This is a genomic window from Candidatus Binatus sp., from assembly GCF_030646925.1.
In the GTDB taxonomy this organism is placed as follows: Bacteria; Desulfobacterota; Binatia; order Binatales; family Binataceae; genus Binatus.
Window position 1 is genome coordinate 44,535 of sequence record NZ_JAUSKL010000066.1, and the last position, 25,075, is coordinate 69,609.

A 25,075-nucleotide genomic window follows, 5' to 3' on the forward strand; every position below is an offset into this window, starting at 1 on the left:
CTTCAGGTTGATCGCGGATAATAGTACTAGGATGGTGGCACGAAAGAGTTGCGCTGCAAAGTACGGCGGCGGTGCGAGAGGACGCGGCACCCACAAGATTAGAAATAGCCGATGAAAGAGCATCGATACAAAGTCAATGGCTTGACGCTTAACTGCGTCGATTACGGCGGCGAAGGCAAACAGTCGATGCTGTTCATCCACGGTGGCGGGGCGCACGCGCGCTGGTGGGATTTTATCGCGCCGGCGTTTATCGGCGACTTCCACGTGCTCGCACTCGATCAGCGCGGCCACGGCGAGAGCGAATGGCCCGCGGATTGGTCGTTCAGCTCGGCTCATTACGTTGCGGATATCGACGCGGTGCTCGATCAGTGGGGCTTCGGCGCGCCGATTTTGATTGGGCATTCGATGGGCGCGCACAACGTGCTGGCGTACGCGGTCGAGCACAGCGATCGGCTGCGCGCGATGGTCGCCGTCGATAGTCCCGCCGACTACACCGACGAGTCGGTGGTGTTCATGCGCACTTATGCCGACAAGCCGCCGCGGGTGTTCGGCTCGCTGGAAGAGGCGGTCGAGAATTTCAAGGTGATGCCGCGCGAGACGATGGCGAAGAAGGAAATCCTCGATCATATCGCGCGCCTCAGCTACAAGCGGCGCGACGACGGTTCGTGGATTCACAAAGTGGATCGGCGCACGATGATACGGCGGCCGTCGAAGGTGTGGCACTCGCTCTCGAATATCAAATGCCCGTCGTTGATCATCAAGATAACGCAGAGTCCGGTGCTCGAACTTAAAGACGCGAAAAAGATGATCGCGAAGATTCCCGATGCTCGCCTGGCGCTAATCGACGATTCGTACCATCACGTGATGCTCGACAATCCGGCGGCGCTGATCGCGGCGCTCAAGGATTTCGTCACAGATTTCAAATGACGCAGCCGGAGAGCCATCCGCCCCCGCACAGCCATCTGCTCGAAGGATCGCCGCGCTTGCATTACCTCGAGTGGAATCCCGAAGCGCGGAGAACGATCGTGCTGCTGCACGGCAACTCCGCCAACGCTTGGTGGTGGGAGCCGGTCGCGCGCGCGATCTCGCCGGAGTTTCGAATACTGGCGCTCGATCAACGCGGGCACGGCGACAGCGAATGGGTGCGTCCGCCGTCCTACACGCCGGCCGACTACGCCGGCGACATCGCGCGGTTGCTCGATCACGCGAGCCGCGGTGATGAAACACCGATGGTCGCAGGACACAGCATGGGCGGGCTCAGCGTGCTCGCGTTTGCGGAGCGGCATCCGGCGCGCGCGCGAGCGATCGTCGCGATCGATGTGGCAGTCACGTCGAGCCGCGGGCGCGATCGCTATCTGCGGCGGCTCAAGTCGCTGCCAGTCGTGACGTATCCCGATCTCGAGACTGCGACGGCGCGCTTTCGCCTGATGCCCGACGAAGGCAGCATCGACGCGGGCATTTTGCGCGAGATCGCCGAGAAGAGTATCGCGCGCACCGAAGACGGCCGCTGGACGCTTAAATTTGATCGCGAGAGTTTTTTCGGCAGTGACGGCCTCGCGGTGCTGGAGGCGATGAAGAAAATTCAAGTTCCGACATTGTTGGTGCGCGCGGAACATAGCCGGATCATGACCGACGAAGCGGCGCGCGAGGCAGAGGCCTCGAATCCATTGGCGGAGTTGGTGACGATTCTCGGTGCGCATCATCACGTGCTACTCGAGAATCCGGCCGCGGTGGCGCAGGTGCTCGAAACCTTCGCCAAAAATGTTGGTTGGGCCTAAAGTGCGCGCTCCATCGTGCGATGCGGGATGCCGGCTTCGTCGAACACCTCGCCAATCGGAACGTAGCCTTCCTTGAGGTAGAAGCCCTCGGCGGAAATCTGCGCGTGCAGCACCGCCTTGGTACGCCCGCGGGATCGCGCATGCTCCATCAGGAAGCGCAGGATGCGTTGGCCGATCCCGCGCTCGCGCAGATTCTTCAGCACCGCCATCCGGCCAATCTTTACTTCATCGGCACCGTGCTCGAGCATCCGGCCGGTTCCCACCGCCTCGCCGTCGATAAGCGCGAGCGCGTGGAACGCGTGCGCGTCGTCGGCATCGAGTTCGATTTCCCCGGGCACCTGCTGCTCTTCGATAAATACCCGACGCCGAATAGCGAACGCCCGTTGCAGGTCGTCAGGTGATTCGATCGCGATCACTTTTATGCGCCAGTTCTCTGCCACAAAAATTGGAGTATCGCGCGCATCGACGATTCGTCAAATCGGCTTGGTGCCAAATCGCGAGCCTGTGGTAGGCTGCCAGCGAGCGACTGTCCATCGGCCTTCGCGATGCCGCCGGGAGACCACGATGCCGCAGATTTCGGAAACCATCTACGCGCCTGAGTTGGAGCGCGGCCAATGGATTCAGCACGGACCGGTCGGCCTGAAAGCGCTGCGCGGCAAGGCGGTCGTGCTGGTCGATTTTTGGGATTACACCTGCGTCAATTGCATCAGGACGCTGCCGTACGTCGCGGGATGGCATCGGCGATACGCCGACCGCGGGCTGGTCGTGGTCGGCGTGCACGCGCCCGAGTTCAGTTTCGCGCGTGAAGGATCGCACGTCGCCGAGGCGGCCAAACGTTTCGGCCTCGAGTATCCAATCGTGCTCGACAATGAATATGCAATCTGGCGCGCGTACTCGAATCGCTGCTGGCCGGCCAAGTATCTCGTCGATTCGAAAGGGCGCATCCGCTACTACCACTTTGGCGAGGGCTCGTATCAGGAGAGCGAAGTCGCGATTCAAACTGCGCTCCGCGAGTTGAATCCCACGGCCAGCCTGCCGCCGCCGATCGAACCGATGCGCGACATGGACCGGCCGGGCGTGGTCTGTTACCGCGTGACGCCAGAGCTTTACCTCGGACACGCGCGCGGACAGTTCGGAAATCCCGAAGGCGTGACGCGCGATCGTCCCCACGATTATCGCGATATCGGTCCGCACGTCGAGGGCATGACTTATCTTGCAGGCCGATGGCGCGTCGAAAGCGAGGCGGCGATTGCCGAGATTGCCGGTGCCGCGATTTCGCTCAGATACACAGCCAAAGATGTGAACCTGGTGATGGCGCCGCCGGCCGACGCGAGCGTTCGCGTCGAGATCAAGGTTGAAGGCTCACAGAAACCGGGCGAGGACGTGAAGTTCGAAGGCAATCGCGGATTGGTCACGGTCGATCGGCCGCGGATGTACAGCCTGGTCGCCAACGACTCGGTCGTGTCGGGATCGATCGTGCTGCGCGCGGAGCAGGCGGGCCTTTCGGTGTACGCGTTCACTTTTATTTCGTGCGCGGTGGCGTGAGATCGAGCGAAAACGGAGAGGGGACTGACGATGGCCGAGCAAGAGCAGCGCGCAACCGACGAGGAAATACGGATCGCTGCGGAAATGGTTCTCGAGGCTCGCTATCCGATCGCGCTGACGGGCGCGGGGATGTCGGTCGAGAGCGGGATTCCGCCGTTTCGCGGGCCGGGCGGACTCTGGACCAAGTACGGCGAGCCGCCGATGAATGGATTTCAGCGCTTCCTCGCGGATCCGAAAAAGGCGTGGGAAGAGCGGCTCAGCAAGCGCAACGACGAACTGTTCAAACCGCTCAGCGTCGCGCGGCCGAACCCCGGTCATCACGCGCTGGCGGAACTCGAGCAACTCGGCATACTGCGATTCGTGATTACGCAGAACGTCGATGACTTGCATCGGCAGGCCGGGCAGCAATCGCTCGCGGAGATTCACGGCAACTGGACGCTGATCCGATGCCTCGATTGCACCAAGCGTTTTCACGCCGACGCGATCAGCCTCGAAGTGCTGCCGCCGGTGTGTCCGCGATGCGGCGGGATGCTGAAGGCCGACACGGTATCGTTCGGCGAGCCGATTCCGACCGACGTGCTCAATCAATGCGCCGAGCATTCCGCACGCGCCGACCTGGTGATCGTGGCGGGAACGTCGGCGACGGTCTATCCGGCGGCGGGCTTTGCGCTCGAGGTGAAGCAGCGCGGCGGAACGCTGATCGAAGTCAATCTTTACGATTCGGAAATCACGCGCATCTGCGATGTGAGCCTGCGCGGCGGCGCCGCCGAGGTGCTGCCGCGATTGGTCAGCGCGATTGGCGCGATTCGCAAAGCGTCACTGTCGTAAGTATCGCGCCGGGATCAGATTCTTCGGATCGATATAATCCGGATTCGGCGGCGGCGCGGCGCCGGGCTCGCGCAGATGCAACAGCATCATCCGATCGCTGCCGTCGAGCGAGGTCGGGTTGCTGATCATCACCACGTCGAAGCGGCTGCGCTGCGCTCGCGAAAGGATGTCGTAGTTGGCGCGCCACGTGAACAGGTACTCAGGCAAGTTCGGCTCTTTCAGCGAAACGATCGGAATCGTTCGCTGGCTGTAGAATGCGATGCCGTAATTGATCGCGCCGAGGTAGCCGGCCCGCCTGCCATCGATCGCCTTCATCGCATGGTCGGTGAAGTTCGCGAGCGAGAGCGTGTTCGCGATCGCTGGCACCACCACGATGTTGACCGCCATCGCGATGAACACCATGCCGGCTGCGCCCGCGACCACCAGGCGCTCGATTCGAGCGCGCGTGCGGAGCAAAAAAACGCCGGTCAGTTCGAGGGCCACCGGCAGAATCGCCGCCGCGAGCCAATGCTCCCTGATCGCGGCAATCAGCGCGGCGTTGAATCCGGTCGCGCGAATCTGCATCGGGTGCAGAATCGAGTCGAGAGCATCCGGCCTTGCGATAAGCATCGCGAGCGATATCAACGCTGCGGTCCCTATCGTCACAAATGCCGCGCCCGAGGCCCGCGTCAGGCGCCGCACCCATCGCTCGGATAGTTCGCGGTGCGCGATCGCGTCGCGGAGGTAAAGCGCGATCAATGTCGCGAATGCCGGATACATGCAGAGCAGGTAAACGCCGCGCTTGCTCTGCGGGATGTTGTAAAAGACCAGCACCGCGGCGAACCACACCATCATGTAACGCAGGCGCGAATCGACGGCGCGCGGCTGCCACGTCGCCTGAATCGCGACGATCGGCAGCAGGATCGTCCACGGCATAAAGCCGGCCAGCAGCGCCAACTCGGTGTAGTAGAAGCGATGGATATGGCCTTCGTGGAAATCCTGGCCGCCCGCGAGCCGCAGCAAATTTTCCGAGAGGATCTGTTTGCGGAAAAATGCCGGGCCACCTTCGATCAAGGCCGCGACGTACCAACTGCCCGCGATCGCGAGCACGATGATCGCGCCGCGAATCAGATTCATCTGCGTGATGAGACTCCATCGCCGCTCCAGCGCGATCCAGATGAACGCGACCAGTGCCGGCAGCATCAATCCGATCGGTCCCTTGGTCAGGACCGCGAGCGCGAGCGCGACGTACATCAGGGTCGTGCGAGTCGTGAGTCCCTCGGCGAACAGGATGAACTCGAAGAACGCGACCTCCATGAAGAAGGTCAATGTCATATCGACGCGCGCGCCGGTGGCTGCCTGCAAATATTGAAACGTGGTCGCCATCATCAGCGCCGCGAGTAACGCGACGATGTCGTCGAACAGCCGGCGCACGTACAGGTAGCAAACGATCACGCCGGCGATCGCGAGCGCCGCGGACGGCAGCCGCACCGCGAATTCATTGACCCCGCCCGCGACGAACGATGCGAGCGCCGCCAGCCAATGCATCAGCAGCGGCTTCGACGGCACCTCGATACCCGCGCGCTGCGGCAGGATCACGCCGCCGCCGTGCACAATGTTGAAGACGGTCACCGCCTCGCGCGGCTCGCCCTTGGTGTAGAGCGGGTAGCCGCCGAGATTAACGAGATAGAGCGCGACGCCGACGATTAGCAGGATCGAAATTGCGTGGCGGCGGTCGGCGATGAAGCTGAGCCATCGCGGCGCGTCGATTGAACTCGGACGTGCATCTTCGCTCGCGATCGTATGCGTGATCGAAGGATCGATCGCCGGCACTTCAACCGTCTCTGTATTCTCGCCGCGCTCTGGCATCTGCAAACTTTGTTGGGGCCGCGCGCTTTGTCTCGCGACGGTCTCGGACTAACATACCGGCACCAAATCGAAATAAGCAGGGGGTCCCCGCGAAAATATGAAACTCGAAGGCAAAGTGGCAATCGTTACAGGATGCGGCCGCGAACGGGGAATCGGACGCGCGATCGCGATGCGTCTCGCGAATGACGGCGCCGATATCGTCGCGGCGGATTACTGCCGCTCGATGCCCGGCTATCCAGACGTGAAGTTCGGCCAGATGGAAGAACTCGAGGGCGTCACCGCCGAGCTGCGCAAACTCGGCCGCCGCGCTATCGCGGTCAAGGTCGATGTAACCGACGAGGCCGAAGTGGCGGTGATGGCGGCGACGGCGATGAGGGAATTCGGGCATATCGACATCCTGTGCAACAACGCAGGCGGCGGCGTCGGCGGCGGATTCGTCGTCGATCAAACGCTCGATTCGTGGAATCGCACCGTCGCGATAAATCTGACCGGCACGTTTCTATGCGCCAAGCACGTCGCGCCTAAAATCATTGAAGGCAAGCACGGCGGGCGCATCATCAATACCGCGTCAATTGCCGGCAAGCGCGGCGGTCCGATGATGGCGGCCTACTGCGCGGCCAAGCACGGCGTGATCGGACTCACGCGGAGCCTCGCGCTCGAACTCGGCGCATACAATATCACCGTCAACGCGGTATGCCCCGGCTTTGTCGAGACGCAACTGTTCGAGGGCTTGATCAACATGGTCGGCTCGACGCGCAACCTGAATCGCGAGGCAGTGCTGGAGACGTTTATCGCGCAGGTGCCGATGGGGCGCATGGAGAGCGGCGACGACGTCGCGAACGTGGTCGCGTTTTTGGCGTCGGCGGACGGCGGCTACATGACAGGACAGGCGCTGAATATCTGCGGCGGCGTCGAAGTGCACTAGCGCTCGCGGCGCGGAAGCGAAAGCGAGGGCGGAGAGCAGAGAAGAGAAAATTTTCCGAAACCCCTCACGGGTGGAGTTTACCCTGAGCCTCGAAGGGGCCGCTTCCTGGGGCATCAAGATGCGCGCTACGCGCTGTTAGAAAATGGATTCCCGATAGGATTCGCGTTCCAAGTTCGAGACTAAATCATGGGCGGACTCAGGCAGAGCCCGCCCATGGTTCTTTCTACTCGACCAAGAGGCCTTCGAAGTCACCCTGCTCGCGCCATCGCGCAAGCATCTCGTAAAAGCGCACCGCGCCGTCCGGATACTGGCTGCCGAGGAAACCCTGCTTCGCGCTTTTCCCCTCGCCATTGTAGTAACCCGGCGTGCAGGTGTTCTGGTATTCAGTGATCATGCTCGGGGCCGTCACTATCTTTACCCATTCAGCCTCGGCCTCGGGGGTCGGTTCCACTGACCTTCCTTCACGATCCTTCACTGCCTTGATGACGTGGGCGATGTGAGTCGCCTGTCCTTCCAGCATGTAAGTGAAGTTCGGCGCGAGGCCGGTCTGGGTGAGACCCATATGAAAACAGTTCGGGAAGCCATGACTCATAAAGCCGTGATGAGTCTTCATTCCATTCGCCCAATAGTCGGATAGCGGCAGGCCGCCGCGGCCGTACACTTCAAATTCAGAGCGGCGGGTGTAGGCCGTGCCGACCTCAAAGCCGGTGGCGAAGATCAGACAGTCCACTTCGTACTCGACGCCGTCCACGATCACCGCGTTCTCGGTCACGCGCTCGACGCCCTTGCCTTTGGTGTCCACCAGCTTAACGTTGGGCCGGTTGAAGGTGGGCAGGTATTCGTCGTTGAAGGTGGGGCGCTTGCACCATTGACCGTACCACGGCTTGAGCGCATCGGCGGTCTGCGGATCGCTGACCGTCGAGGAGACGCGATCGCGAATCTCGTTCATCTTCTGGTAGTCGGCGATTTCCGACATCAGCGCCATCTCTTCGCCGGAAACGTTTGCATCCTTACCCGACATCAGTTTGGCCAGATTCTTGAACAGGCTCGTCCACTTGTCGCCGACGAGATCTTCCTCGATCGGGATTCCCGACAGGATCGAGCAGAAGTTGTGGTTGCGATACGCCTGCCATCCGGGGGTGAGCGTACTGGCCCATTCCGGATCGGTGGGCTTGTTGCCGCGCTCGTCCACCGACGACGGTGTGCGCTGGAACACGTAGAGTTGCTTCGCGTGCTGGCCGAGATGCGAGACGCTTTGGATCGCGGTCGCGCCGGTACCGACGATACCTACGCGCTTGTCGCTCAGTTTGTGCAATCCGCCGTTGGTATCACCCCCGGTATAGCTGTAGTCCCAGCGGCTGGTGTGGAACGTATGCCCTTTGAACTTTTCGATTCCCGGAATCGCCGGTAGCTTGGGGCGATTCAAAGGGCCGCTGGACATGATCACGAAACGGGCTTTGAAGACGTCGCCGCGATCGGTCTTGACGATCCAGCGCCCTTCCCCATCGTCCCAGCGCGCTTCCTTGACTTGGGTCTGGAAGCAGGCCCGCTCATACAAATTGAAATGCTTTCCGATCCGCTGAGCGTGCTCGAAAATTTCCGGCGCGAAGGAATACTTTTCCTGCGGCAGATATCCGGTCTCTTCGAGCAGCGGCAGATACACGTAGGACTCGATATCGCACTGAGCGCCCGGGTAGCGATTCCAGTACCAGGTGCCGCCGAAATCGCCTGCCTTCTCGATGATGCGAATGTTGGTGATGCCCTTTTTCTGCAGCCGGGCCGCGGCCAGGAGGCCGCCAAAGCCGCCGCCGACGATCACCGCTTCGAGCTCTTCATTCAAAGCGGGGCGAGTGAAGCCGGGATCGACATAAGGATCCGAGTTGTAATGCTCGAGCGCGCCGGTGATCTCCCGGTATTGATTGTTCCCGTCCACGCGCAGGCGCTTCTCGCGCTCCGCCGCATATTTCCGACGTAGTTTGGCCGGGTCGAAGCCCAACTCTTCAGGAGTGGGAATTCTTTTCGATTCTGCTTCCGTTACGCCTGCACTCATCGCATCAGCACTCCTTTTCGATTAGGCAGCATCTCGGTTCCAAGTCTTTGTGTGGGGACTGTCGATGCTGGTTCTCTACTACCTGTCGAAGCTAGTACAGTTGGCCGCCGCTTTGCCACCCTCGGCGAGACTCGTAATCGGAGGAGAGAAGAATCCGAAACCCCTCACGCGTTTCGGGCTTCCTGGGGCATTAAGATGCGCGCTACGCGCTGTTAGTAAATGGGCCGCCGCCAAAACCTACGATAGGAAATAATCGCGTACCGGTGAAACGCGGCACTCGTCGCGATCGAGGACGCGCCTTAGCTTTTGACCAGCGCGCGGCCGCTGTCGTCGTACTGGTAAGTATCGGCCGGATTCTCGTCGCGCGTTTTCTTGTGGGAGCCGTCGCAGAACGGTTTGTTCTTCGAGAGTCCGCAAGCGCAGATGTAAACCGGCAATTCGGTTCCTTGGGCAATTTCGTAGGGAGATTGTTTGTCGAGCTTTACGATTCGCGCCATTGCAATTCCTCGCGTTGATTTGCGCCGGCATTGTGCTGCCGCCGCTAGCGCCACTTAAATCCAGGCCATCGAGATAGTCAATCAAGATCGTCGATCACGCCATCAACCGATCAGATCAGCGGTTCGTGAACCGCCTCGATCACTGCGGCGTTGGGCAACTTGCGATGCGCGTCGGCGCCGAGCACCAGCGCGATCACGCCGCCCACCGCGATGAGGATTCCGATCGCCTCGCGAGTGGTGGCGTGCTCGCCAAGGAAAAGCACCGCGAACAGGATCGATAACAGCGGAACGCCGGGAACGACGAGCGCCGTGGTCCACGCCAGCGACAATCGGCTGATCGCGCCATACCAACTGAGCGCGCTCAAAAAGTAGATGAAGAACCCGGTAATCGCGATCACGCCGACCGCGTTGAGATCGGACAATTGGGCGAGCGAGGCCGGACGAAAAATCAGCAGCAGGGCGCTCAAGAAGATCGAGGCGTAGAGAAATCTACCGCCGACCACGCACGGCGGCGTCAGCGGCGGCATCAGCGTGAGCCCGACGATATGCGAAATCTGCCAGAAGAGCGGCGTGACGAAGACCAGCGCCGCGGCCCATAGCGGCGAGAAAGCACCGCCGGCCTCGAACACCGAGCCGATTCCCGCCAAGATCAGCGTGGTCGCAAGGATCTGGCGGATCGAGGCCCGTTCGCCGACGAATATCGTCGCGAGCACCAGCGAATAGATCGGCTCCGATTGCATCAGCAGGACGCCGGCGACTGCGCCGATTTGCGTCAGCCCGTAGGTCAGCGTCAGGCTGGTCGCGACGGTGCCCGATAGCGACATCTGCGCGAGCCGTCCGCGGAATCGGCGGTCCACGAGATTCGGCAATTCGCCGCGAAGATAGAGGACCGGTAGGATGCAAAGCGTCGCGAAGACCACCGCGCCGGTGCAAAACAGCAGCGGGTCTAGGTGGATCGCGCCCCATCGCGTGATGACGGGTTGGCCCGCGCCGAGTATCGTGCTGATGATCGCGAGTGTCAGCCCGACTTTGAAGGCGCGCTCCCGAATCGAATCGGCTGGCGACCCGGACACTCCTAACGGCGCGGCAGTTTCGCTTTTCATTCGAGACTCCGGCGCGACGAACTCAGCCGCGGGCGAAGAAAACGATCGCGACCAGCACTGCCAGCGCGATCCGGTAAATCGAGAACGCGGCATAGCTGCGGAGCCGCACGAATCGCAGCAGGCCGGCGATCGCGATCACTCCGAATATCGCCGCGGCCACGAATCCCCAACTAATCTGCGCGGTGAGGCCGCCGCGGAGCGCCTTGTGGATTTCCATCATGCCGGCGCCGGCGATTATCGGCGTCGCCATCAGGAACGAGAAGTTCGCGGCACTCTCGCGATCGATGCCGAGCATCCGCGCCGCCGTAATCGTCGCACCCGACCGGGACACTCCCGGCACGATTGCGAGCGCCTGGCTAAGCCCGATTACCAGCGCGTCGATTAGCCCAATATCATCAATCGTGCGGCGCTGAGCGCCCACTCGATCCACCACCCAGAGCGCGATACCCATCACTGCGAGGTCGATCGCTATCAGCAGCGGCGAGCGGAAAATCGTCTCGGCCTGCTTCTCGAGCAGCAAACCGATGATCGCGCCGGGAATCGACGCGACGATCAGCAGGAACAGCAGCCGTCGCGGAAGTTTCTGGCCGTTGGCGAGCGACAATCCCATCTCGAGCCATTGCCGCCAGTAGTAGGCCAGGAGCGCCAGCAGCGTCCCCAAGTGCAGCGCGACGTCGAACGCCAGGCCAGGATCCTGCCAATGGAGCAGCCACGGAACGAGGATCAAATGCGCGGAACTGGAGACCGGCAGAAACTCGGTCAGACCCTGAACGGCGCCCAAAATTATCGCTTGAAAGGTAGAAAACATAATAATATCAAGTACTTAAAAAGATCTGATGGCTCGTAGAGCGGGCTGGCCAGTTTTGTCGGAATTGCCTATCGGGAGCATCGATTTGCCGCCTTTCCCCTTGACCGGGGAGTTGCTTGGTCTAGAATCAAGCGTGGCCTGTGGATAACGAAGTGGATAGCTGGGAGGATAAATTACCTATGACTCGAACCAACAGAGGCAAGGTGATCCCTCTGCGCGAAGGAAGCGTGGTCGCCGAAGACGGCGTCCCGGACCAATCCGCAATTTACGACGATATCCATCCCGGCGATCCGCAACCGTTCCCGGTCGTATCGACCCTGCCGCGATTGCCGGTGATGATCCCCGACGAGATTCTTGACTACTACGGGTGGGTATTCTGCCAAGGCGGCTTCCTCAATCTTCAGATGACCTTCGAGCAGTTTCTCGCGGTGGTCGCCGCCGTCAGCCCGGCGGGACTCAGCCCCGAATACGATCCGAGTGAGGCGTCGTATCCGAACGACTGACGGATAAACTTCACGCGCGAGATGAATTTCTCCACGATGCCCGCCAGCCTCCGCTGCGCGGGCATTTCGTTGTCCCGGGGCGCGACCTCTTCGCGTCACGGTGAACCGGAGTCGCGGGACGCCGCGGGCAGCAGAGTGTTGCGGACCCATACGCTCGGCAGGCCGGCCGTATCGGTCGGCGATTTGACCCCGTTGTCCTGCGCGATTTGTCGCCAATTGTTTTCGCTGCCGGTGACTCGCTTCGCGAGCGCCTTCAGATCCTCGTTCGGCAGCAATGCGTAATTGACGCCGCCAGCTTTCGGCGTCCCGCCGGTCGGCGGGCTCGCGGCGGCAAGCTGGTCGATCTTGGCGAACAGATTGAGCCGCGCAGTAGGCTGGTATTTCGCGAGGTTCTGGTCGCCCATGTCTTGCGTGCGGACATTCACCACGATTCGCGAGCGTCGATCGCCCTGCGGCACCACCGAGATTTCGTAGCGATACTGCGGCTTGACCCCGACCAGGCTCCCGAGCACGCCTGACTGCTCGTCGGCGTCGCGCCACAGCGTGATCAGTTTATTGTCGGGCTTGACCTCGAACAGCACGCCCTCGCCGCGGAGCGCATCCTGGGTGAGGACGAAAGCGTCGTGAACGTCGTAGGGGACGTCATGCTCTTCGCCCGCAGCGGCATCGACGCCGCCCCCGGCTGCCCGATTGGCGAAGTAAGGCGCGTAGCATCCGGCGATCAGCGTCAGGAGGGTCAACGCCGCGATGCCTGCGAGTTGCCGAAATCGGCGAAACATGATTAATCGCATGATCGAAGAAACCGCGCCCAGCTAGGAAACCATGCGATCATTGCGCGCGCAAGCCGCGTCGGGATGCGAAAGAGCGACCCGGCGTCCGCGGCCGGGTTTATCGGCGGCGATTGCGCGAGTTTCTCTCACACGGTAATCAATTAATCGCTTATGGCTGATAACGACACGGCATCTTCGCGCCACGTGATGGCGGTGGTCGGGGGCGCTACGGCGGGTTCCGAAATTGCGCACATCCTCGCCGATCGCGGCGTACTCGTGCTGGTCTTCGAACAGAATCCGCGGCCGTACGGAAAGATCGAGGACGGGCTGCCGCGATGGCACGTGAAGCAGCGCAAGGACGAGTACGAAGAGATCAACCAGCGCCTCGATCATCCGAATATCGAGTTCGTCCCTTCGACGCGGCTCGGCGCCGATGTCGATTTCGAGGATCTGCGCACGCGATGGGGCCTCAGCGGGATCGTGCTGTCGCACGGCGCGTGGCGCGACCGGCCATTCCCGGTCGAGGGCGCCGATCAGTTTATCGATCGCGGGCTGGTGTATCAGAACAAGCTGATTTACTGGTTCAATCACTACCTCGAAGCGAAGTATGAGGGGCCGCGCTACGAAATCAGCGATGGAGCGATCGTCGTGGGCGGCGGCCTCGCCTCGATCGACGTGATGAAGGTGCTGCAGATCGAGACGGCGATGCGCGCGCTCAAGGCGCGCGGCCTCGAGACGGACATGCTGAAGCTGGAGCGCGAGGGAATCGAGCCGGTGCTGGCGGCGAATAATCTCAAGTATGCGGACCTGGGCGTCGCGCCGTGCAAATTATTCTATCGCCGCCGGGTGCTCGATATGCCGCTGTCGGATATCCCGCCCGACGCGCCCCAGAAACGCGCCGACGCGCTCCGGCAGGCGCGCGCGAAGATCCTCGAGAAGGCGCAGCGCAAATATCTGTTCGAGTTCCAGGAACTGCGCGCTCCGATCGGAGTGATTGCGGAAGATGGCCAAATGGTCGGCGTCAATTTCAGCCGGACCGAAGTCGCCGACGGCCAGGTGCGCATCCTGCCCGACGGCGGCGAATCCGCGCGCGCCAAGCTAACTATCTGCTCGATCGGCAGCATCCCGGAGCCGATTCCCGGAATCCCGCAGAAGGGCGAAGTTTACACCTACGCCGATCAGAAAATCGGGCTGCTGATCGACGGACCGACCGCGGTGTTCGCCGCGGGCAACGTGCTGACCGGCAAGGGTAACATCAAGGATTCGCTCGAGAGCGGCACCGAGATCGGAATCCGCGTCGCGGAGGCGTATCTTGGATTGTCGGGCGAAGCGGTGGATCTCGCGGAGGGCGCGCGGCGGGTGGCGGCGGCGCAGGGCAATCGGATCGCCGACGCGATGGCTGCGCGGCCCAAGCTGGACGCGCAGGCGGTCGAGAATCTGCGGTACATGGTGCGCAAGCGCCAGCTCTCGGTCGGCTACGACGGCAGCTATCGCGCGTGGATCGCCAAGGTCACGCCGCCCGATCTTCAATAGATTCGACGAAAGATTTGCGGTCCGAGGCGGAGCTTTCGCGACGCGCGAGCGCAGCGAGCCCGGAGTCCGGAGCGGAGGCGAGGGTAATCAAAAGACTGCGCAGCTCAAGTTTTGCCTCGGCAATTCCATGCCTATAGGCTTTCATCCTGAGCGACAGGAGGTGTGGCGTGGACGAACTGCAACGGACTGACCCCGAAATTTACGACCTTATCAAGCGCGAAGAACGCTACGAGATCGATTCGATTCGGCTGATTGCCTCGGAAAACTACGTCTCGAAGGCCGTGCTCGAAGCGACCGGCTCGATCCTGACAAACAAGTATTCGGAAGGCTACGCGGGACGGCGCTACTACGAGGGTCAGCGCAATATCGACGAGATCGAGACGCTTGCCGTCGAGCGCGCCAAGGCGCTGTTCAAGGTCGAGCACGCCAACGTACAGCCATACTCCGGGTCGCCGGCCAATGTCGCGGTGTACTTCGCGCTGCTCAAGCCGGGCGACACGATCATGGGCCTTGCGCTGCCGCACGGCGGGCATCTGACGCACGGATGGCCCGTCAGCGTCACCGGGACGTTCTGGCGTTCGGCGCAATACGCAGTCGATCGCGAAAGCCACGTGATCGATTTCGACGAGGTGCGCAAACTCGCGCAGAAAGAGCGGCCGAAGATAATCGTGACCGGCGGCACCGCGTATCCGCGCTTCTGGGATTTCAAAACATTCAGCGAGATCGCCAAAGAAGTGGGCGCCCTGCTGCTGGCCGATATTTCGCACGTCGCCGGATTGATCGTCGGCGGAGTGCATCCGGATCCAGCGCCGTATGCCGACGTGATCATGACGACCACGCACAAAACGCTGCGGGGTCCGCGCGGCGCGATGATCCTGTGCCGCGAGCAATTCGCCAACGCGATCGACAAGGCAGTCTTCCCCGGCCTGCAAGGCGGTCCGCACAATCACACCACGGCGGCGATCGCAGTCGCGCTGAAGGAAGCTGCGACTCCGGAGTTCAAAACGTATGCGCGAAAAACCGTGAGCAACGCGAAGACGCTGGCCGAAGAACTGCTCGCGCGCGGCTTCAGCCTCGTTTCGGGCGGCACCGACAATCACCTGATACTGGTCGATCTCACCAACAAGAAGGTAATCGGTAAAAAAGGATCGAAGGCGCTCGAGGCCGCAGGGATCGTCTGCAACTACAACACCGTGCCTTACGATCCGCGCAAACCGTTTAGCCCGAGCGGTCTCAGACTCGGCACGCCCGCGGTGACGTCGCGCGGGATGGGCGATGCTGAAATGCGGCAAATCGCGGCGTGGATGGATCAAGCGATCGCCAAGGCAAGCGACGAGGCGGTGCTGAAGCGCATCGCGGGCGAGGTCACCGAGATGTGCCGCAAGTTCCCGGCGCCTGGCCTGTACTTGCCGTAAGAGCAATAGCGATTTCGCATCAAGATTTGTGCGCTCGCCTATAGCCGCTGGCGGGAAGCGTCCGACGCGATGATCCCGCCCATCGGGAATCGGCGACAGTTGGTATTGCCGGGATCGCAGGCCATGCAATTCTCGCCGCGGTTGTCGCACACGGTATGCATCGGTCTTAAGTCAAGCTGCCGTTCCTGGTGGCTGTGAGGATACGGTCCAATCACGTAGGGATTCGCCGGCTGCAAGCACGCAGGCATCGACGCCGCGGCGATCAGCAGCATCGCAACTCTTAGGCTGTTCAGGCTTCTCGAAGGCATCGACGTACACCTCGTCGTCGATTTTTGGAGCATCATCGGCGCCAGCGATTTGTCAGTAGGCGCAACGCCCTGATCTCTGCGCAAATTGTTCCTTGTAATAAATTCAAATTACCTGCGCGCGTAATTGAAGGTACTGCGAGCGGAAAAAAAATTCCGGTCGGCTTGTGACGCGAGGGCGTAGCTCGCTCAGCATGACGTGACGCCAGGAACTGGCCTTTCGCGAGTAGGTAGCGACTACCTTTACTGATTGAAGGCGGCTTCCACCTTGCGAGGTCCACTACCGGCGCGAATCGATTGCTCGAGAGTCGTTAGACGTGCTGCTACCGCGATGCTCATAGCATGAAGCTCACGCTTATTACTTGCTCTCAATTCTTCCATCTGTGCCTTCAACTGAGTTAGCTGAGCAGATTGAGTCTGATTCGTTCTTGTCAGCTCAACGAGCTGGTTGGCTTGGTGCTCATTTCGCCTGCTCTCTTTCTGCAACTCGTTCAATAACATCGTCGATAGCATCGAGTAGCGCACCGACTGAACTTTTCCGTCCATAGCGTGCACCACCAACTCCGGATAGATGCGTTCGACTTCTTCCGCGACCAGACCGTACTGTTTCGTGCCTAGCTGGTCGTCCTTGTACCGAAACGTTACCGGACGGAGCTTCAACAAAGCCTCGCTCGAGGCTCCCATGTCATCGATGTCGTGCTTGTAGCGGGCGGAAGACACTACTATTCCAAGGCGACCGCTGCCATTGATCACTACGTCGCTGCCGCTCACCGCGCTGCCGAGGATGCCTGCAATGTAGGTCGCAGTCTGGACGCCTTGAGTACCGATTCGAATGGTGGCTGATTCAGCCGCGATTCCCTGATTACCAATGTCAATGTTGTTCTTGCCTGTAGTCAGATTGAACCCTGAACTGAAGCCAAGAGCGATGTTGTTCTGGCCGGTAGTGTTCTTGAACAGGGCGTTCACCCCGTAGGCGTTATTGTTGTTGCCGGTCGTGTTGTTGAAGAGCGCCTGCAAACCGGTGGCAGTGTCATTGTTGCCGGTGCTGTTGGTGTAAAGCGCCACCGAGCCGGTCGCTGTGTTATTGAGGCCTGTGGTGTTGCCATAGAGCGCGCGCCGGCCGGTAGCGGTATCGTTGGTGCCGGAATCGTTGGTGAATAGAGCGCCCGATCCGCTGGCGGTGTTGTTATAACCGGTGGTGTTGTCGAACAGTGATTGAAATCCGGCGGCCGTGTTGTCATGGCCGGTGAGGTTCCTGAAGAGCGATTGCACACCGCTGCCGGTATTTTGAAAACCAGTCGTGTTCGCCTCGAGGGCCTTCGTTCCATCGGCGGTGTTGTAGTTGCCCGTCGAGTTGAAGACCAGCGCGTTCACGCCAGTCGCGGTATTGAAGAAGCCCGAGCTGTTGCTTTGCAGAGCCGCCAATCCGGTGGCGGTGTTGTCGTGTCCGGTATTGTTGCCGAACAATGCTTGCCATCCAAGGGCAGTATTGTTTTTGCCGGTGGTATTGCTGTTGAGCGATTGAACTCCGTTCGCGGTATTGAGATTGCCGGTGGTGTTGTTTTGCAGAGCACCCGAACCGGTCGCGGTATTCTGCACGCCAGAAGTGGTGGCATTGAGCGCATTGGCGCCGATCGCGGTATCGTCAGTGCCAGTTGTGACGCTTGCTAGTGCGCCGTCGCCCAGTTTGGTGTTGGTCGAGAACGCCGACGCAATTCCGGCCCACGACAGCCCTATCACCAATGCGGTTATCGAAAACAGGAAAGTCTTAACTGTCTGGTTCCGCTTGTTCATGGATACCTTGCCTCAAAATGGTTGAGATATAGCGGCATCGCGCCTACTTATCGTTTGAGCGGCGCCGGACCGTCTTCGTTTCCTTTCGATGATGCGCCAACTGCTTTGATTTGCGCAAATCGACCCGGCGGCAATGAAGAGAACCCGGCGCGGGCAATCACGCGGCGCGAAAATAGAAGCAGGAGAGCCAACAGCGTCGCGACACTCAAAGGCGGCGCGATCAACGCGACATTTTCAGGCATTCGCGAGGGCGCGCATCGTGGCGGAATAATCGCGGGCGCTGGTCGCGGCGGGACCGATCGGAAACACGACTGGATGAGTCACGCCGGCGGCGCGAAATCGCGCGACGAAATCGCGGCCGGCCTGCGCGGGTCCGAACACCGCGATTTTGCGGCACGACTCTTCCTTGATTGCCGTGGGCGCGTCGTCGCGCTTGCCTTCCTTCCATAGCCGCCGCACTTCCTCGAACTCCGCCGACAACCCGTAGCGCGCGAACATCTTGTTGTAACTATCGACGAACGCGTAGCCGGCCAACTCGCGCCGGAACGAATCGACGGCCTTGTCTTCCTCCTCGGTGATGCACATGCGGATGTAGATGCCAACGTCGATTGCGGCGGGATCGCGGCCCGCGGCTTTGGCGCCGGCGTGAATATGCTGGACCATCGGCGCAATCGCATCCGGCGGCGAGTAGTTCATCAGGACGCCGTCGGCAATTTCGCCGGCGAGATGGAGCATCGGCGCATTCAGACCGGCGAGGTAGATTTTCGGCGGTCGCGGCGCGGTCGCGCGCATCCCGAGGCGGAAGTCGGATTTGTAAACCTCGCCCTCGAACTTCGAGCGCCCGTCGGTGAAGAGTTGGCGCATGATCGCGACGCACTCGCGCATCGCGGTGACCGGTTTTCTATACGATGCGCCGTGCCATCGCTCGACGATTACCGGACTCGAGACGCCGAGACCCGCAATCGCGCGTCCGCCCGAGAGTTCATTGATGGTGAGAAAGCCCATCGCCATCACGCCGGGCGTGCGAATCTGAATTGGCACGACGCCGGTTGCGAGTTCGGCTTTTTTGGTGTTGAGCGCGAGTGCGGCGAGGCTGACGAAAGCGTCGGGGCCGGAGACTTCGGCGATCCAGAGCGAGGTGTAGCCGAGTTGTTCGGCTTCGCTGACAATTGCGAGGCGATCGGCGAGCGGGGCGCCGAATATCGAGGTGTGCAGGCCGAGCTTTTTTTCTGATGGCATCGAAGTTTCCGCGCGACGAGATTTTCACGGATTGTGTAACTAATCGCGCATCGCCGCAAGGCAAGCCTGGCGCCGCGGTTTCTCGAATCGATTTAGGAGATGCGCTAGCGGATTCGCGGAGCGCTCAGCGCGCCGGTGATCTGATAGGCCTCGGGGGAACCCGGCGGATGCGGCGGCAGCAGCGCGGGCAAGAATCTAAACCGGTCCGCCCCGGCGGGCGTCGGCGTAAGGGTGAACTGCAACGCGAGGATGGTCGAATCGGCGTCGGGACCGATTTGAATGGTTCCGCTCGCGTCGAGGATCAGGTCGCCGCCCGCAGTCTTCAGACTCTCGATCGTCAGGACGCCCTGATCGAGTTTGAACTTTGCGACCGCGTTGGCGAGTCGAATCGGCGTGATGACCGTGCTGAGAAGCAGGCTTGATGCGCTGAGATCGCCGCGGCCGGTGTTCTTTTCAAAGTCGTCGCGCGAGATCCAGAATTCGCCGTTGCCCGAGAGGATTCCCGACGCGGTCACGCCGGGCAACTGGTAGAGATGCTGGCGCGAGATGTCCACCGTTTTGAGATCGAAGCTGAGCGCGGTGCCGCCGCCGCTCGGACGCGCGGTCACTTTGCCGACGCCGCCGTAGAGATCGGCGTTGACGTGGACGCCGAGATGAAGCATCAGCAGTGACAGGAACGATGGCGTCACCGATACGGCAGGGCTTTCGAAGACCGGCGCGCCCGACGTGGCCGAGGTGACGCGAACGTCGCTTAGCCGGGCGCCGAATGGAAAATCGAGGTGCTGATCGGCGATCGAGATCTGCATCGCCATCGGCGCGAGCAGGTTGGTCAAGGTCGCAGAGTAGGGGAAGGTCGCGATCACGAAAGCGAGGAACAGGACGACGCCAAAGAGCGCATAGCTCGAGCGGACGAGCCAGATTTGCGAAGATTGCGCCGGGACTTCGCGGCGCGAATCAAGCATTCCGGGCGAGCGCAATGCAGGTGAGGTCAACGTCGTAGGCGTGAGTATTTTCGCTGCGCCGCTGGATGCGCAGGGCGGAGATGCCGACCGGCTGCGACATCGATCCGATCGCGTAGAGCGCGCCCACCAGTTGCGCGAGGTCCACGTTCTGCAGTTTCAACTGCACGCTATGTTCGGTGAAGCCGTCGGTGAGCTTGCGATCGGAGCCGGGCGTGATCGAAGCGATCTTGTCGTGGCCAAGGCTGCTGGTGAGCGAGGCTTCGAGCACCGAAAAGAGCGAGAAGTCCCGGTTGTCGGGGACGGTGCGATGCTCGGCACTGGCGAGGTCGCCTTTGAGCGCCGCGTAGTTCGCGGCAAGGCGGCGGATACTCGAAAGATCGCGCTGGCGCTGCTCGATCTTGTCATTCAGACCGGCGCCGATACCAACGATCGGCAGGTAAACGACATTGTAGAGAATGAACGCGCCGAACAGTCCCGCGGCGATGCGGACCAGTAGTCGTTCGCGAGGCTCGAACTTCTGATAACGGCCACGCGCCTGACCAAGCAGCGGATCGATGCGCCGGGAGATTTGTCCCAGGTACGGCATGATCAGCGCAATCAGGCGCGCGCGCAATCGTTCGAGCCGCTCTCTAAACATGATCACTCCGCCGCCGGGCCGCTGTCCTTGAAGCTCGCGTCGAGCCGGAAATCGACTTTGTTCGGATCGGAACCGGCTTTCGCGTGGCTGACTTCGATCGCTCCGAAATATCCGCTCTTATCGAGCGCCTGCTTGGCGGAATCGACGGTTGCAAATGAATCAGCCTGGCCGGTGATGTGCACTGCGTTGCCGTCGATCTGCATGTCGTTGATTTCGACGGGAAATCGCGGCGGCAATGCCCCCGAGATCGCGGCCAGGGTCTCGAGCGGCGAATGCCGCGAGAGATTGCCGCCGATCAGGCGCAGGCGATGATTCATCTTCGCGATGCCGTCCCTCAGTTCGGTGCGCGCGTTGGCCGGATCGGCATGACCGAGCACGGGCGCGACGACTTTCTCGATTTCGGTGTTGATCAGGTTCAAGCGATGAAGGCGGGCCGAGACGCCGAGGGCGAAGTGCACGAGGATTGCGGCGAACAACACAGCGGCAAGAATTCCGGAAGTGTAGAAGGGCGTCAGATCGCCGCGAATGCGCCCGCGAAAAAGAAATTCGCCCTGGCGAAAATTGATCAGGTTGGCGGGCGCCGTCGGCAACTCGCTCGCGAGCATCGCAACGCATGACGAGAACTTTCCGGTATCGGGCGCCTGGCCTTCGAAGATCGGCGAGTAGTCCAAGTCGCCGCCGTCGCGCACCGCCAATGCGAGCGAATCGGCGAGCAGGCTTCGGAGTTGCGGCAGGGTGCCCGCGGCGCCGGCGAGAATAATGTCGGTCTGTTCGAGTTCGCCGCCGTGCGCGAGCAGCGTCTGGCGCAGACTGTTGAGAATCGAGGACGCCTCGTCGGACGAAACCGCAGTGCCGTCGGCCGTCATCAGGCCGCCGTGAATCGATCGTAGCGCGCGCGGTGTTCCGGACTCATCGACGAGGACCAGCGTGGTCGAGCAATCGTCGCCTTCGACGACCATGTGCGCAGTCGGAACTGCGCCGTTGCGCGCCCGCCCGATCAAAGCTGCGAGCGCGAGCGGCGCGAGCGTTACCATCTTCGGATCGAGGCCTGCCTTGGCGAGCAAATCGATATGCTGTTGCAGATCGGTCTTGCGGACCATCGCAGCCATCACCAGCGAGTGGCCGTCGCGCTGCCCGACGCGCGAAAAGGCGACGGCGCCATTATCGACGGGAAACGGAAGATGCTCTTCGAGCGCAAACGGAACCACCTGATGCAGACGGCGTCCGTCCTTGAACGGCAATTCGAGCAGGCGCTTGGCGACCTGATCCGACGGCAGCGCCGAGATCACGATATCGATCTCGCCGGCCTCGACCGCGAGCCGCGACAGCGCGCCGCTCAGATCGGGCTCGTCGGGCGCGCGTTCCTTCTCGAACACGCCGGTGAGCTGAAAGGAATTCCAGGAGCGCTCCGCCGAGGCGGCGCGCACCCGATCTCCGATCAATTGCAGCGCGAGGATTCGTTGAGCCACGATATTTTATGCGATGCCGATCCCTATCATCCTAGTCTTCATTCCAGGTTGCGAGGGTGCCGGTGCCATTCTGTTCGCGATGAAAGGTCGCCGAAACGGTCTTGCGCGCGCCGGCGAAAATTCCCATTCCACGGATCGTGAAGAACTGGCTGCGCGTGGTGATGTCCTGCGTAAGGCGCGTGCCGATGGTGCCGACGCTTGGCAGATTGGCGACGTCGGTGACCTTTGTAAAGGGTTGGACCAGGCGCACCGCCATGATCTGTTCGACGATTTTCGGATCCTCCATCAATTCCGGCTCGAGCGATGCTAGCACCTGTGGCGAAGCAGTGTTGGCGTTTACCTGCAACTCGGGCATCACGGTAAGAAATGGCGCGATCCGGTTGTAAACCGCCTCGCTGACGCCGCGAACCATCCTGAGGTCGCCAAGGGTAGGCATCGGGCCGTTGCGGGGTTGGTAGGGTGGCCTCAGCGAAAGATAGTAGTTCGCTTCGGCGCCGCCCGGCGAATCCGTCTCGTCGGGATCGGTCCAATCGAGGATCGCGGGGACGAGATCGGGACTGACTCCGAGGATAGTGAACAGGCGCATGAGGCGCTGGACTGCGGCGGCGTTCGGCACGCCCTTGTTGGGATCGATGAGCGAGTTGATTGCCAGCTTGCGGGCTTCATCGACGACCGACAGGCTGACGACGCCGCCCTCGAGCGGCATCGGCGGGAAAGGCATCGCCCAGCGGTCGAGCAGCGAGTCGGCGGGCGATTCGGTCTGGGTTTGCGCGCGCGCATCTGCGGCGAGTAGCGCGATACCGACACTGATTCCCGAGCGCGCGAGATAGTAGGCGCGGAGTTCATTGGCCTGATTCGCCGCGGACACGTAGCCGAGACCCGCGGACATCGCGAAGTCCACCACCAGCATGGTCATCAGCGCGATGCCGAGCAGCACGGCGAGCAGCGCGATGCCGCGTTCGTTTTTTTTGAGCCGCGTCACCATTGCGTGATTCCCATCGGCACGGTGACCTGCGTCGCAAAATCCATCGTGCCGCCGCCGGTCGAGGCCATCTTGAGTTGCAGCGCGACCGCGATTGGCAACTGGCGGCCGCGCGGGAGGCTCGAGGAATCCCAGCTTTCGCTCCATCGCTGGCCGTCGAAGTACCGAATATGGAGCGAGAGCAGATTCTCCGCGATCGTGAAATAAACCGGGCGGCCCGGCGAAAACAGCAATCCGCTCTGCTGGGATCGTTGCAGCATGTACCAGCCGGTGTGCGCGGGATTGGGCACGATGTTGTAGCTGATTAGCGCTTCGGCGCTGCCGCCGGTGAGCGATCGTCCGTGTCCGGCGTCGAGCGTGCAGAGCGAAATCGTGTCGATCGGACCGTTGTTGCCGAAGCGGCCCAGGCCGATCACCAGCACATGACTCAATGCGACCGGCGTCTGCACCGCGCCGCGAATTTCATTGGTCATTTGCCAGAGCATCGAGCGTCCTTCGCGGTTCGCGTCGAGGCGGCCCTCGGCGTGGACCTTGCTGTGCGCGACGACGTTGAAGGAACTGGCGAGCATCGAGAGGATCAGGCCGAGCACGCCGATCGCGAGCATCATCTCGATCAGCGTGAATCCGCGGGACGTGGCGATGAGCCGGTTACGCGCGGATTTCATGGCTGGTTCTGAGCCTCGGGCGGCATCGGCGAATGCAAAAATTCGGTGAGCGAAAAGCTGCGCCCCAGTTTCGGCCCGTAGTACACGAACACCGTCACTTTGCGGACGTCGGGAAACATCCCGGACGCCGAGACGATTCGTTGCCACCGGTAGTTTCGATACTTGCCGGGAAAGAGCGATTCGAAGTTGCCGCTGGTTCGGCCGATAACCGGGAAGCGGTCGAATTCGGCTTGCGTGATGACGGTCTGCGCGAGCATCGCGGCTTGCGTCATGTCCTGCGAGCGAATGACGGATTGGAGTCCCTGATGCTGCAAGCTCAGCAGGCCCATCAGCGAGACGCCGAGGATCGCCATCGCGAACATCACTTCGATCAAGGTGAAGCCGGCAGCGCGATCGCGGCGCGCTTTCATCGATACATACCGCGCGGCATCACGTCGCCCCGCGCAATCACGACTTTGCCGGTGAGCGGCGTGAACATCAGGGTCATCACGTTGCCGGAGGAATCCTGGAGATGGACGATCGTCGCGTTCACGTACCCCTCCGGATAGAAATTGGTGGAGATGACGCCGCGCTTGACGGTGCCGATACCTTCGACGGTGACGTCGCGAATCTGGACCTCGGGCGGCAGTATGACAGGCCTGCCGGTGGGCGATTGGTCGGGCTGAAACACCGGGCGAATCGCGTAAGGATCGAGCCGCGCGACGGCATACGCATTCATGTCGAGATTAAAGGTCAAGCGCAGGACGACTTTGTGACCGGCGGCCTGGTCGTACATGAAGGTCGCCCGTCCCGCCAGGCGGCGGGCCTGGCTGCGCAGCGCGGCTTGCTTAAATCCGCCGAGATACGGCATCACCAGCGAGAGCATCAGGCCCATGATGAAGATGACGACGGCGAGTTCGAGCAGCGTGAAGCCGGGACTTGCAGATCGCGCCGACGAGCGCGCGCGCATGATGCGAGTGGTGTGCCGGGGTGAACGCGGCGAAAAAATCATAGCCTCGTCACGATCGACTGGCGTCTATGTCGTCGGCGCTTTCGGTCCCGTCCGGACCGTAGGATTTGAGTACGTACGCGCTGCCGTCGCTCTGATAGAAATAGGCGCCGCCCCACGGATCCTTGGTCATTCGCTCGATATAACCGCCGCTCTCGTAGTTGGCGGGAATGCGGCCGCTGGAGGGCGGAGTGACGAGGGCGCTCAGGCCCTGGTCGGTGCTCGGATAGGTGCCATTGTCGAGGTAGTAGCGATCGAGCGCGGTCTTGTACTCGGCGAGGTCGGCCTGGGCCTTGACGCGTTTGGCCTTGTCGGCGGCGCCGCGCAGACTCTGCACGACGATCGTCGCGAGCAACCCGAGGATCAGGATGACCACCATGATTTCAATCAGGGTGAAACCGTCCTGATTGTACCTGCGTGACTTCATCGCG

At 61.4% G+C, this 25,075-nt stretch carries 26 protein-coding genes; 8 read left to right on the plus strand and 18 right to left on the minus strand.

Annotated features, from left to right (window positions below):
* Positions 1 to 111 precede the first annotated feature (111 nt).
* Positions 112 to 927 (plus strand): alpha/beta fold hydrolase, encoded by an 816-nt coding sequence (locus Q7S58_RS11115; protein WP_304825058.1) that lies wholly within the window; start codon positions 112 to 114, stop codon positions 925 to 927.
* Positions 924 to 1,778, plus strand: a complete 855-nt coding sequence (locus Q7S58_RS11120) for an alpha/beta fold hydrolase (RefSeq protein ID WP_304825060.1) — start codon at positions 924 to 926, stop codon at positions 1,776 to 1,778. Before Q7S58_RS11115 ends, Q7S58_RS11120 begins: the two co-directional genes overlap by 4 nt.
* Here the strand turns inward: Q7S58_RS11120 and Q7S58_RS11125 are convergent.
* Complete coding sequence (locus tag Q7S58_RS11125) at positions 1,775 to 2,194, minus strand: GNAT family N-acetyltransferase (protein ID WP_304825063.1); 420 nt, start codon at positions 2,192 to 2,194, stop codon at positions 1,775 to 1,777. The genes Q7S58_RS11120 and Q7S58_RS11125 overlap by 4 nt on opposite strands.
* A gap of 148 nt (positions 2,195 to 2,342) precedes the next feature.
* On the opposite strand from Q7S58_RS11125, the gene Q7S58_RS11130 reads away from it, so the two are divergent.
* Both Q7S58_RS11130 and Q7S58_RS11135 read left to right on the plus strand, forming a co-directional pair.
* Entirely contained in the window at positions 2,343 to 3,323 is a 981-nt protein-coding gene (locus tag Q7S58_RS11130; RefSeq protein ID WP_304825065.1) for a redoxin family protein, read from the plus strand.
* Between the two features lie 30 nt (positions 3,324 to 3,353).
* Entirely contained in the window at positions 3,354 to 4,151 is a 798-nt protein-coding gene (locus tag Q7S58_RS11135) for an NAD-dependent deacylase (protein ID WP_304825068.1), read from the plus strand.
* Here the strand turns inward: Q7S58_RS11135 and Q7S58_RS11140 are convergent.
* The gene (locus tag Q7S58_RS11140; protein ID WP_304825072.1) at positions 4,140 to 5,999 is read right to left on the minus strand and encodes a glycosyltransferase family 39 protein; all 1,860 of its coding nucleotides are present in this window, start codon (positions 5,997 to 5,999) and stop codon (positions 4,140 to 4,142) included. The genes Q7S58_RS11135 and Q7S58_RS11140 overlap by 12 nt on opposite strands.
* A gap of 97 nt (positions 6,000 to 6,096) precedes the next feature.
* On the opposite strand from Q7S58_RS11140, the gene Q7S58_RS11145 reads away from it, so the two are divergent.
* Complete coding sequence (locus tag Q7S58_RS11145; protein ID WP_304825074.1) at positions 6,097 to 6,924, plus strand: SDR family NAD(P)-dependent oxidoreductase; 828 nt, start codon at positions 6,097 to 6,099, stop codon at positions 6,922 to 6,924.
* A 223-nt stretch (positions 6,925 to 7,147) separates the two neighbouring features.
* On the opposite strand, the gene Q7S58_RS11150 is transcribed toward Q7S58_RS11145, so the two are convergent.
* From Q7S58_RS11150 to uppP, 4 genes are all read right to left on the minus strand, one after another.
* Entirely contained in the window at positions 7,148 to 8,974 is a 1,827-nt protein-coding gene (locus Q7S58_RS11150) for an NAD(P)/FAD-dependent oxidoreductase (RefSeq protein WP_304825077.1), read from the minus strand.
* Positions 8,975 to 9,273: 299 nt separating this feature from the next.
* Positions 9,274 to 9,471: a CDGSH iron-sulfur domain-containing protein gene (locus tag Q7S58_RS11155; RefSeq protein WP_304825081.1), complete on the minus strand. Its 198-nt coding sequence runs from the start codon at positions 9,469 to 9,471 to the stop codon at positions 9,274 to 9,276.
* Between the two features lie 110 nt (positions 9,472 to 9,581).
* Positions 9,582 to 10,574 carry a DMT family transporter gene (locus Q7S58_RS11160; protein WP_304825084.1) on the minus strand — a complete coding sequence of 331 codons (993 nt, stop codon included), beginning with the start codon at positions 10,572 to 10,574 and terminating at the stop codon, positions 9,582 to 9,584.
* A gap of 22 nt (positions 10,575 to 10,596) precedes the next feature.
* Positions 10,597 to 11,382 carry an undecaprenyl-diphosphatase UppP gene (gene uppP / locus Q7S58_RS11165; protein WP_304825086.1) on the minus strand — a complete coding sequence of 262 codons (786 nt, stop codon included), beginning with the start codon at positions 11,380 to 11,382 and terminating at the stop codon, positions 10,597 to 10,599.
* Between the two features lie 179 nt (positions 11,383 to 11,561).
* Here uppP and Q7S58_RS11170 point away from each other — a divergent pair, with 179 nt between their 5' ends.
* The gene (locus Q7S58_RS11170; protein WP_304825088.1) at positions 11,562 to 11,885 is read left to right on the plus strand and encodes a hypothetical protein; all 324 of its coding nucleotides are present in this window, start codon (positions 11,562 to 11,564) and stop codon (positions 11,883 to 11,885) included.
* A gap of 95 nt (positions 11,886 to 11,980) precedes the next feature.
* Here the strand turns inward: Q7S58_RS11170 and Q7S58_RS11175 are convergent, their stop codons facing one another.
* On the minus strand, positions 11,981 to 12,664 hold the full coding sequence (locus Q7S58_RS11175; RefSeq protein ID WP_304825092.1) for a hypothetical protein: 684 nt from the start codon (positions 12,662 to 12,664) through the stop codon (positions 11,981 to 11,983).
* A gap of 162 nt (positions 12,665 to 12,826) precedes the next feature.
* Here Q7S58_RS11175 and Q7S58_RS11180 point away from each other — a divergent pair, with 162 nt between their 5' ends.
* The gene (locus Q7S58_RS11180; RefSeq protein ID WP_304825095.1) at positions 12,827 to 14,188 is read left to right on the plus strand and encodes a hypothetical protein; all 1,362 of its coding nucleotides are present in this window, start codon (positions 12,827 to 12,829) and stop codon (positions 14,186 to 14,188) included.
* 167 nt (positions 14,189 to 14,355) lie between these two features.
* Entirely contained in the window at positions 14,356 to 15,603 is a 1,248-nt protein-coding gene (glyA, locus tag Q7S58_RS11185) for a serine hydroxymethyltransferase (protein ID WP_304825097.1), read from the plus strand.
* 38 nt (positions 15,604 to 15,641) lie between these two features.
* On the opposite strand, the gene Q7S58_RS11190 is transcribed toward glyA, so the two are convergent.
* The 11 genes from Q7S58_RS11190 to gspG form a co-directional block, all read right to left on the minus strand.
* Positions 15,642 to 15,911, minus strand: coding sequence for a hypothetical protein (locus tag Q7S58_RS11190; RefSeq protein ID WP_304825099.1), 270 nt, complete (start codon positions 15,909 to 15,911; stop codon positions 15,642 to 15,644).
* 240 nt (positions 15,912 to 16,151) lie between these two features.
* Positions 16,152 to 17,702: a tail fiber domain-containing protein gene (locus Q7S58_RS11195; RefSeq protein ID WP_304825102.1), complete on the minus strand. Its 1,551-nt coding sequence runs from the start codon at positions 17,700 to 17,702 to the stop codon at positions 16,152 to 16,154.
* Between the two features lie 234 nt (positions 17,703 to 17,936).
* Complete coding sequence (locus Q7S58_RS11200) at positions 17,937 to 18,941, minus strand: LLM class flavin-dependent oxidoreductase (RefSeq protein WP_304825104.1); 1,005 nt, start codon at positions 18,939 to 18,941, stop codon at positions 17,937 to 17,939.
* 104 nt (positions 18,942 to 19,045) lie between these two features.
* Positions 19,046 to 19,903, minus strand: a complete 858-nt coding sequence (gene gspN, locus Q7S58_RS11205) for a type II secretion system protein GspN (RefSeq protein ID WP_304825107.1) — start codon at positions 19,901 to 19,903, stop codon at positions 19,046 to 19,048.
* Positions 19,896 to 20,540 carry a type II secretion system protein GspM gene (gspM, locus tag Q7S58_RS11210; RefSeq protein WP_304825109.1) on the minus strand — a complete coding sequence of 215 codons (645 nt, stop codon included), beginning with the start codon at positions 20,538 to 20,540 and terminating at the stop codon, positions 19,896 to 19,898. The genes gspN and gspM overlap by 8 nt, the downstream gene beginning before the upstream one ends.
* A 2-nt stretch (positions 20,541 to 20,542) precedes the next feature.
* A complete protein-coding gene (gene gspL, locus Q7S58_RS11215; RefSeq protein ID WP_304825111.1) occupies positions 20,543 to 22,009 on the minus strand; it encodes a type II secretion system protein GspL in 1,467 nt (488 codons plus the stop codon).
* A 31-nt stretch (positions 22,010 to 22,040) separates the two neighbouring features.
* Positions 22,041 to 22,994 carry a type II secretion system minor pseudopilin GspK gene (gspK, locus tag Q7S58_RS11220; RefSeq protein ID WP_304825113.1) on the minus strand — a complete coding sequence of 318 codons (954 nt, stop codon included), beginning with the start codon at positions 22,992 to 22,994 and terminating at the stop codon, positions 22,041 to 22,043.
* The gene (locus Q7S58_RS11225) at positions 22,988 to 23,656 is read right to left on the minus strand and encodes a prepilin-type N-terminal cleavage/methylation domain-containing protein (protein WP_304825116.1); all 669 of its coding nucleotides are present in this window, start codon (positions 23,654 to 23,656) and stop codon (positions 22,988 to 22,990) included. Before Q7S58_RS11225 ends, gspK begins: the two co-directional genes overlap by 7 nt.
* Entirely contained in the window at positions 23,653 to 24,066 is a 414-nt protein-coding gene (locus Q7S58_RS11230) for a prepilin-type N-terminal cleavage/methylation domain-containing protein (protein ID WP_304825118.1), read from the minus strand. Before Q7S58_RS11230 ends, Q7S58_RS11225 begins: the two co-directional genes overlap by 4 nt.
* A complete protein-coding gene (locus Q7S58_RS11235; RefSeq protein WP_304825120.1) occupies positions 24,063 to 24,605 on the minus strand; it encodes a prepilin-type N-terminal cleavage/methylation domain-containing protein in 543 nt (180 codons plus the stop codon). The genes Q7S58_RS11230 and Q7S58_RS11235 overlap by 4 nt, the downstream gene beginning before the upstream one ends.
* Before the next feature lie 49 nt (positions 24,606 to 24,654).
* On the minus strand, positions 24,655 to 25,071 hold the full coding sequence (gene gspG / locus Q7S58_RS11240; RefSeq protein ID WP_304825122.1) for a type II secretion system major pseudopilin GspG: 417 nt from the start codon (positions 25,069 to 25,071) through the stop codon (positions 24,655 to 24,657).
* Between the last annotated feature and the right edge of the window lie 4 nt (positions 25,072 to 25,075).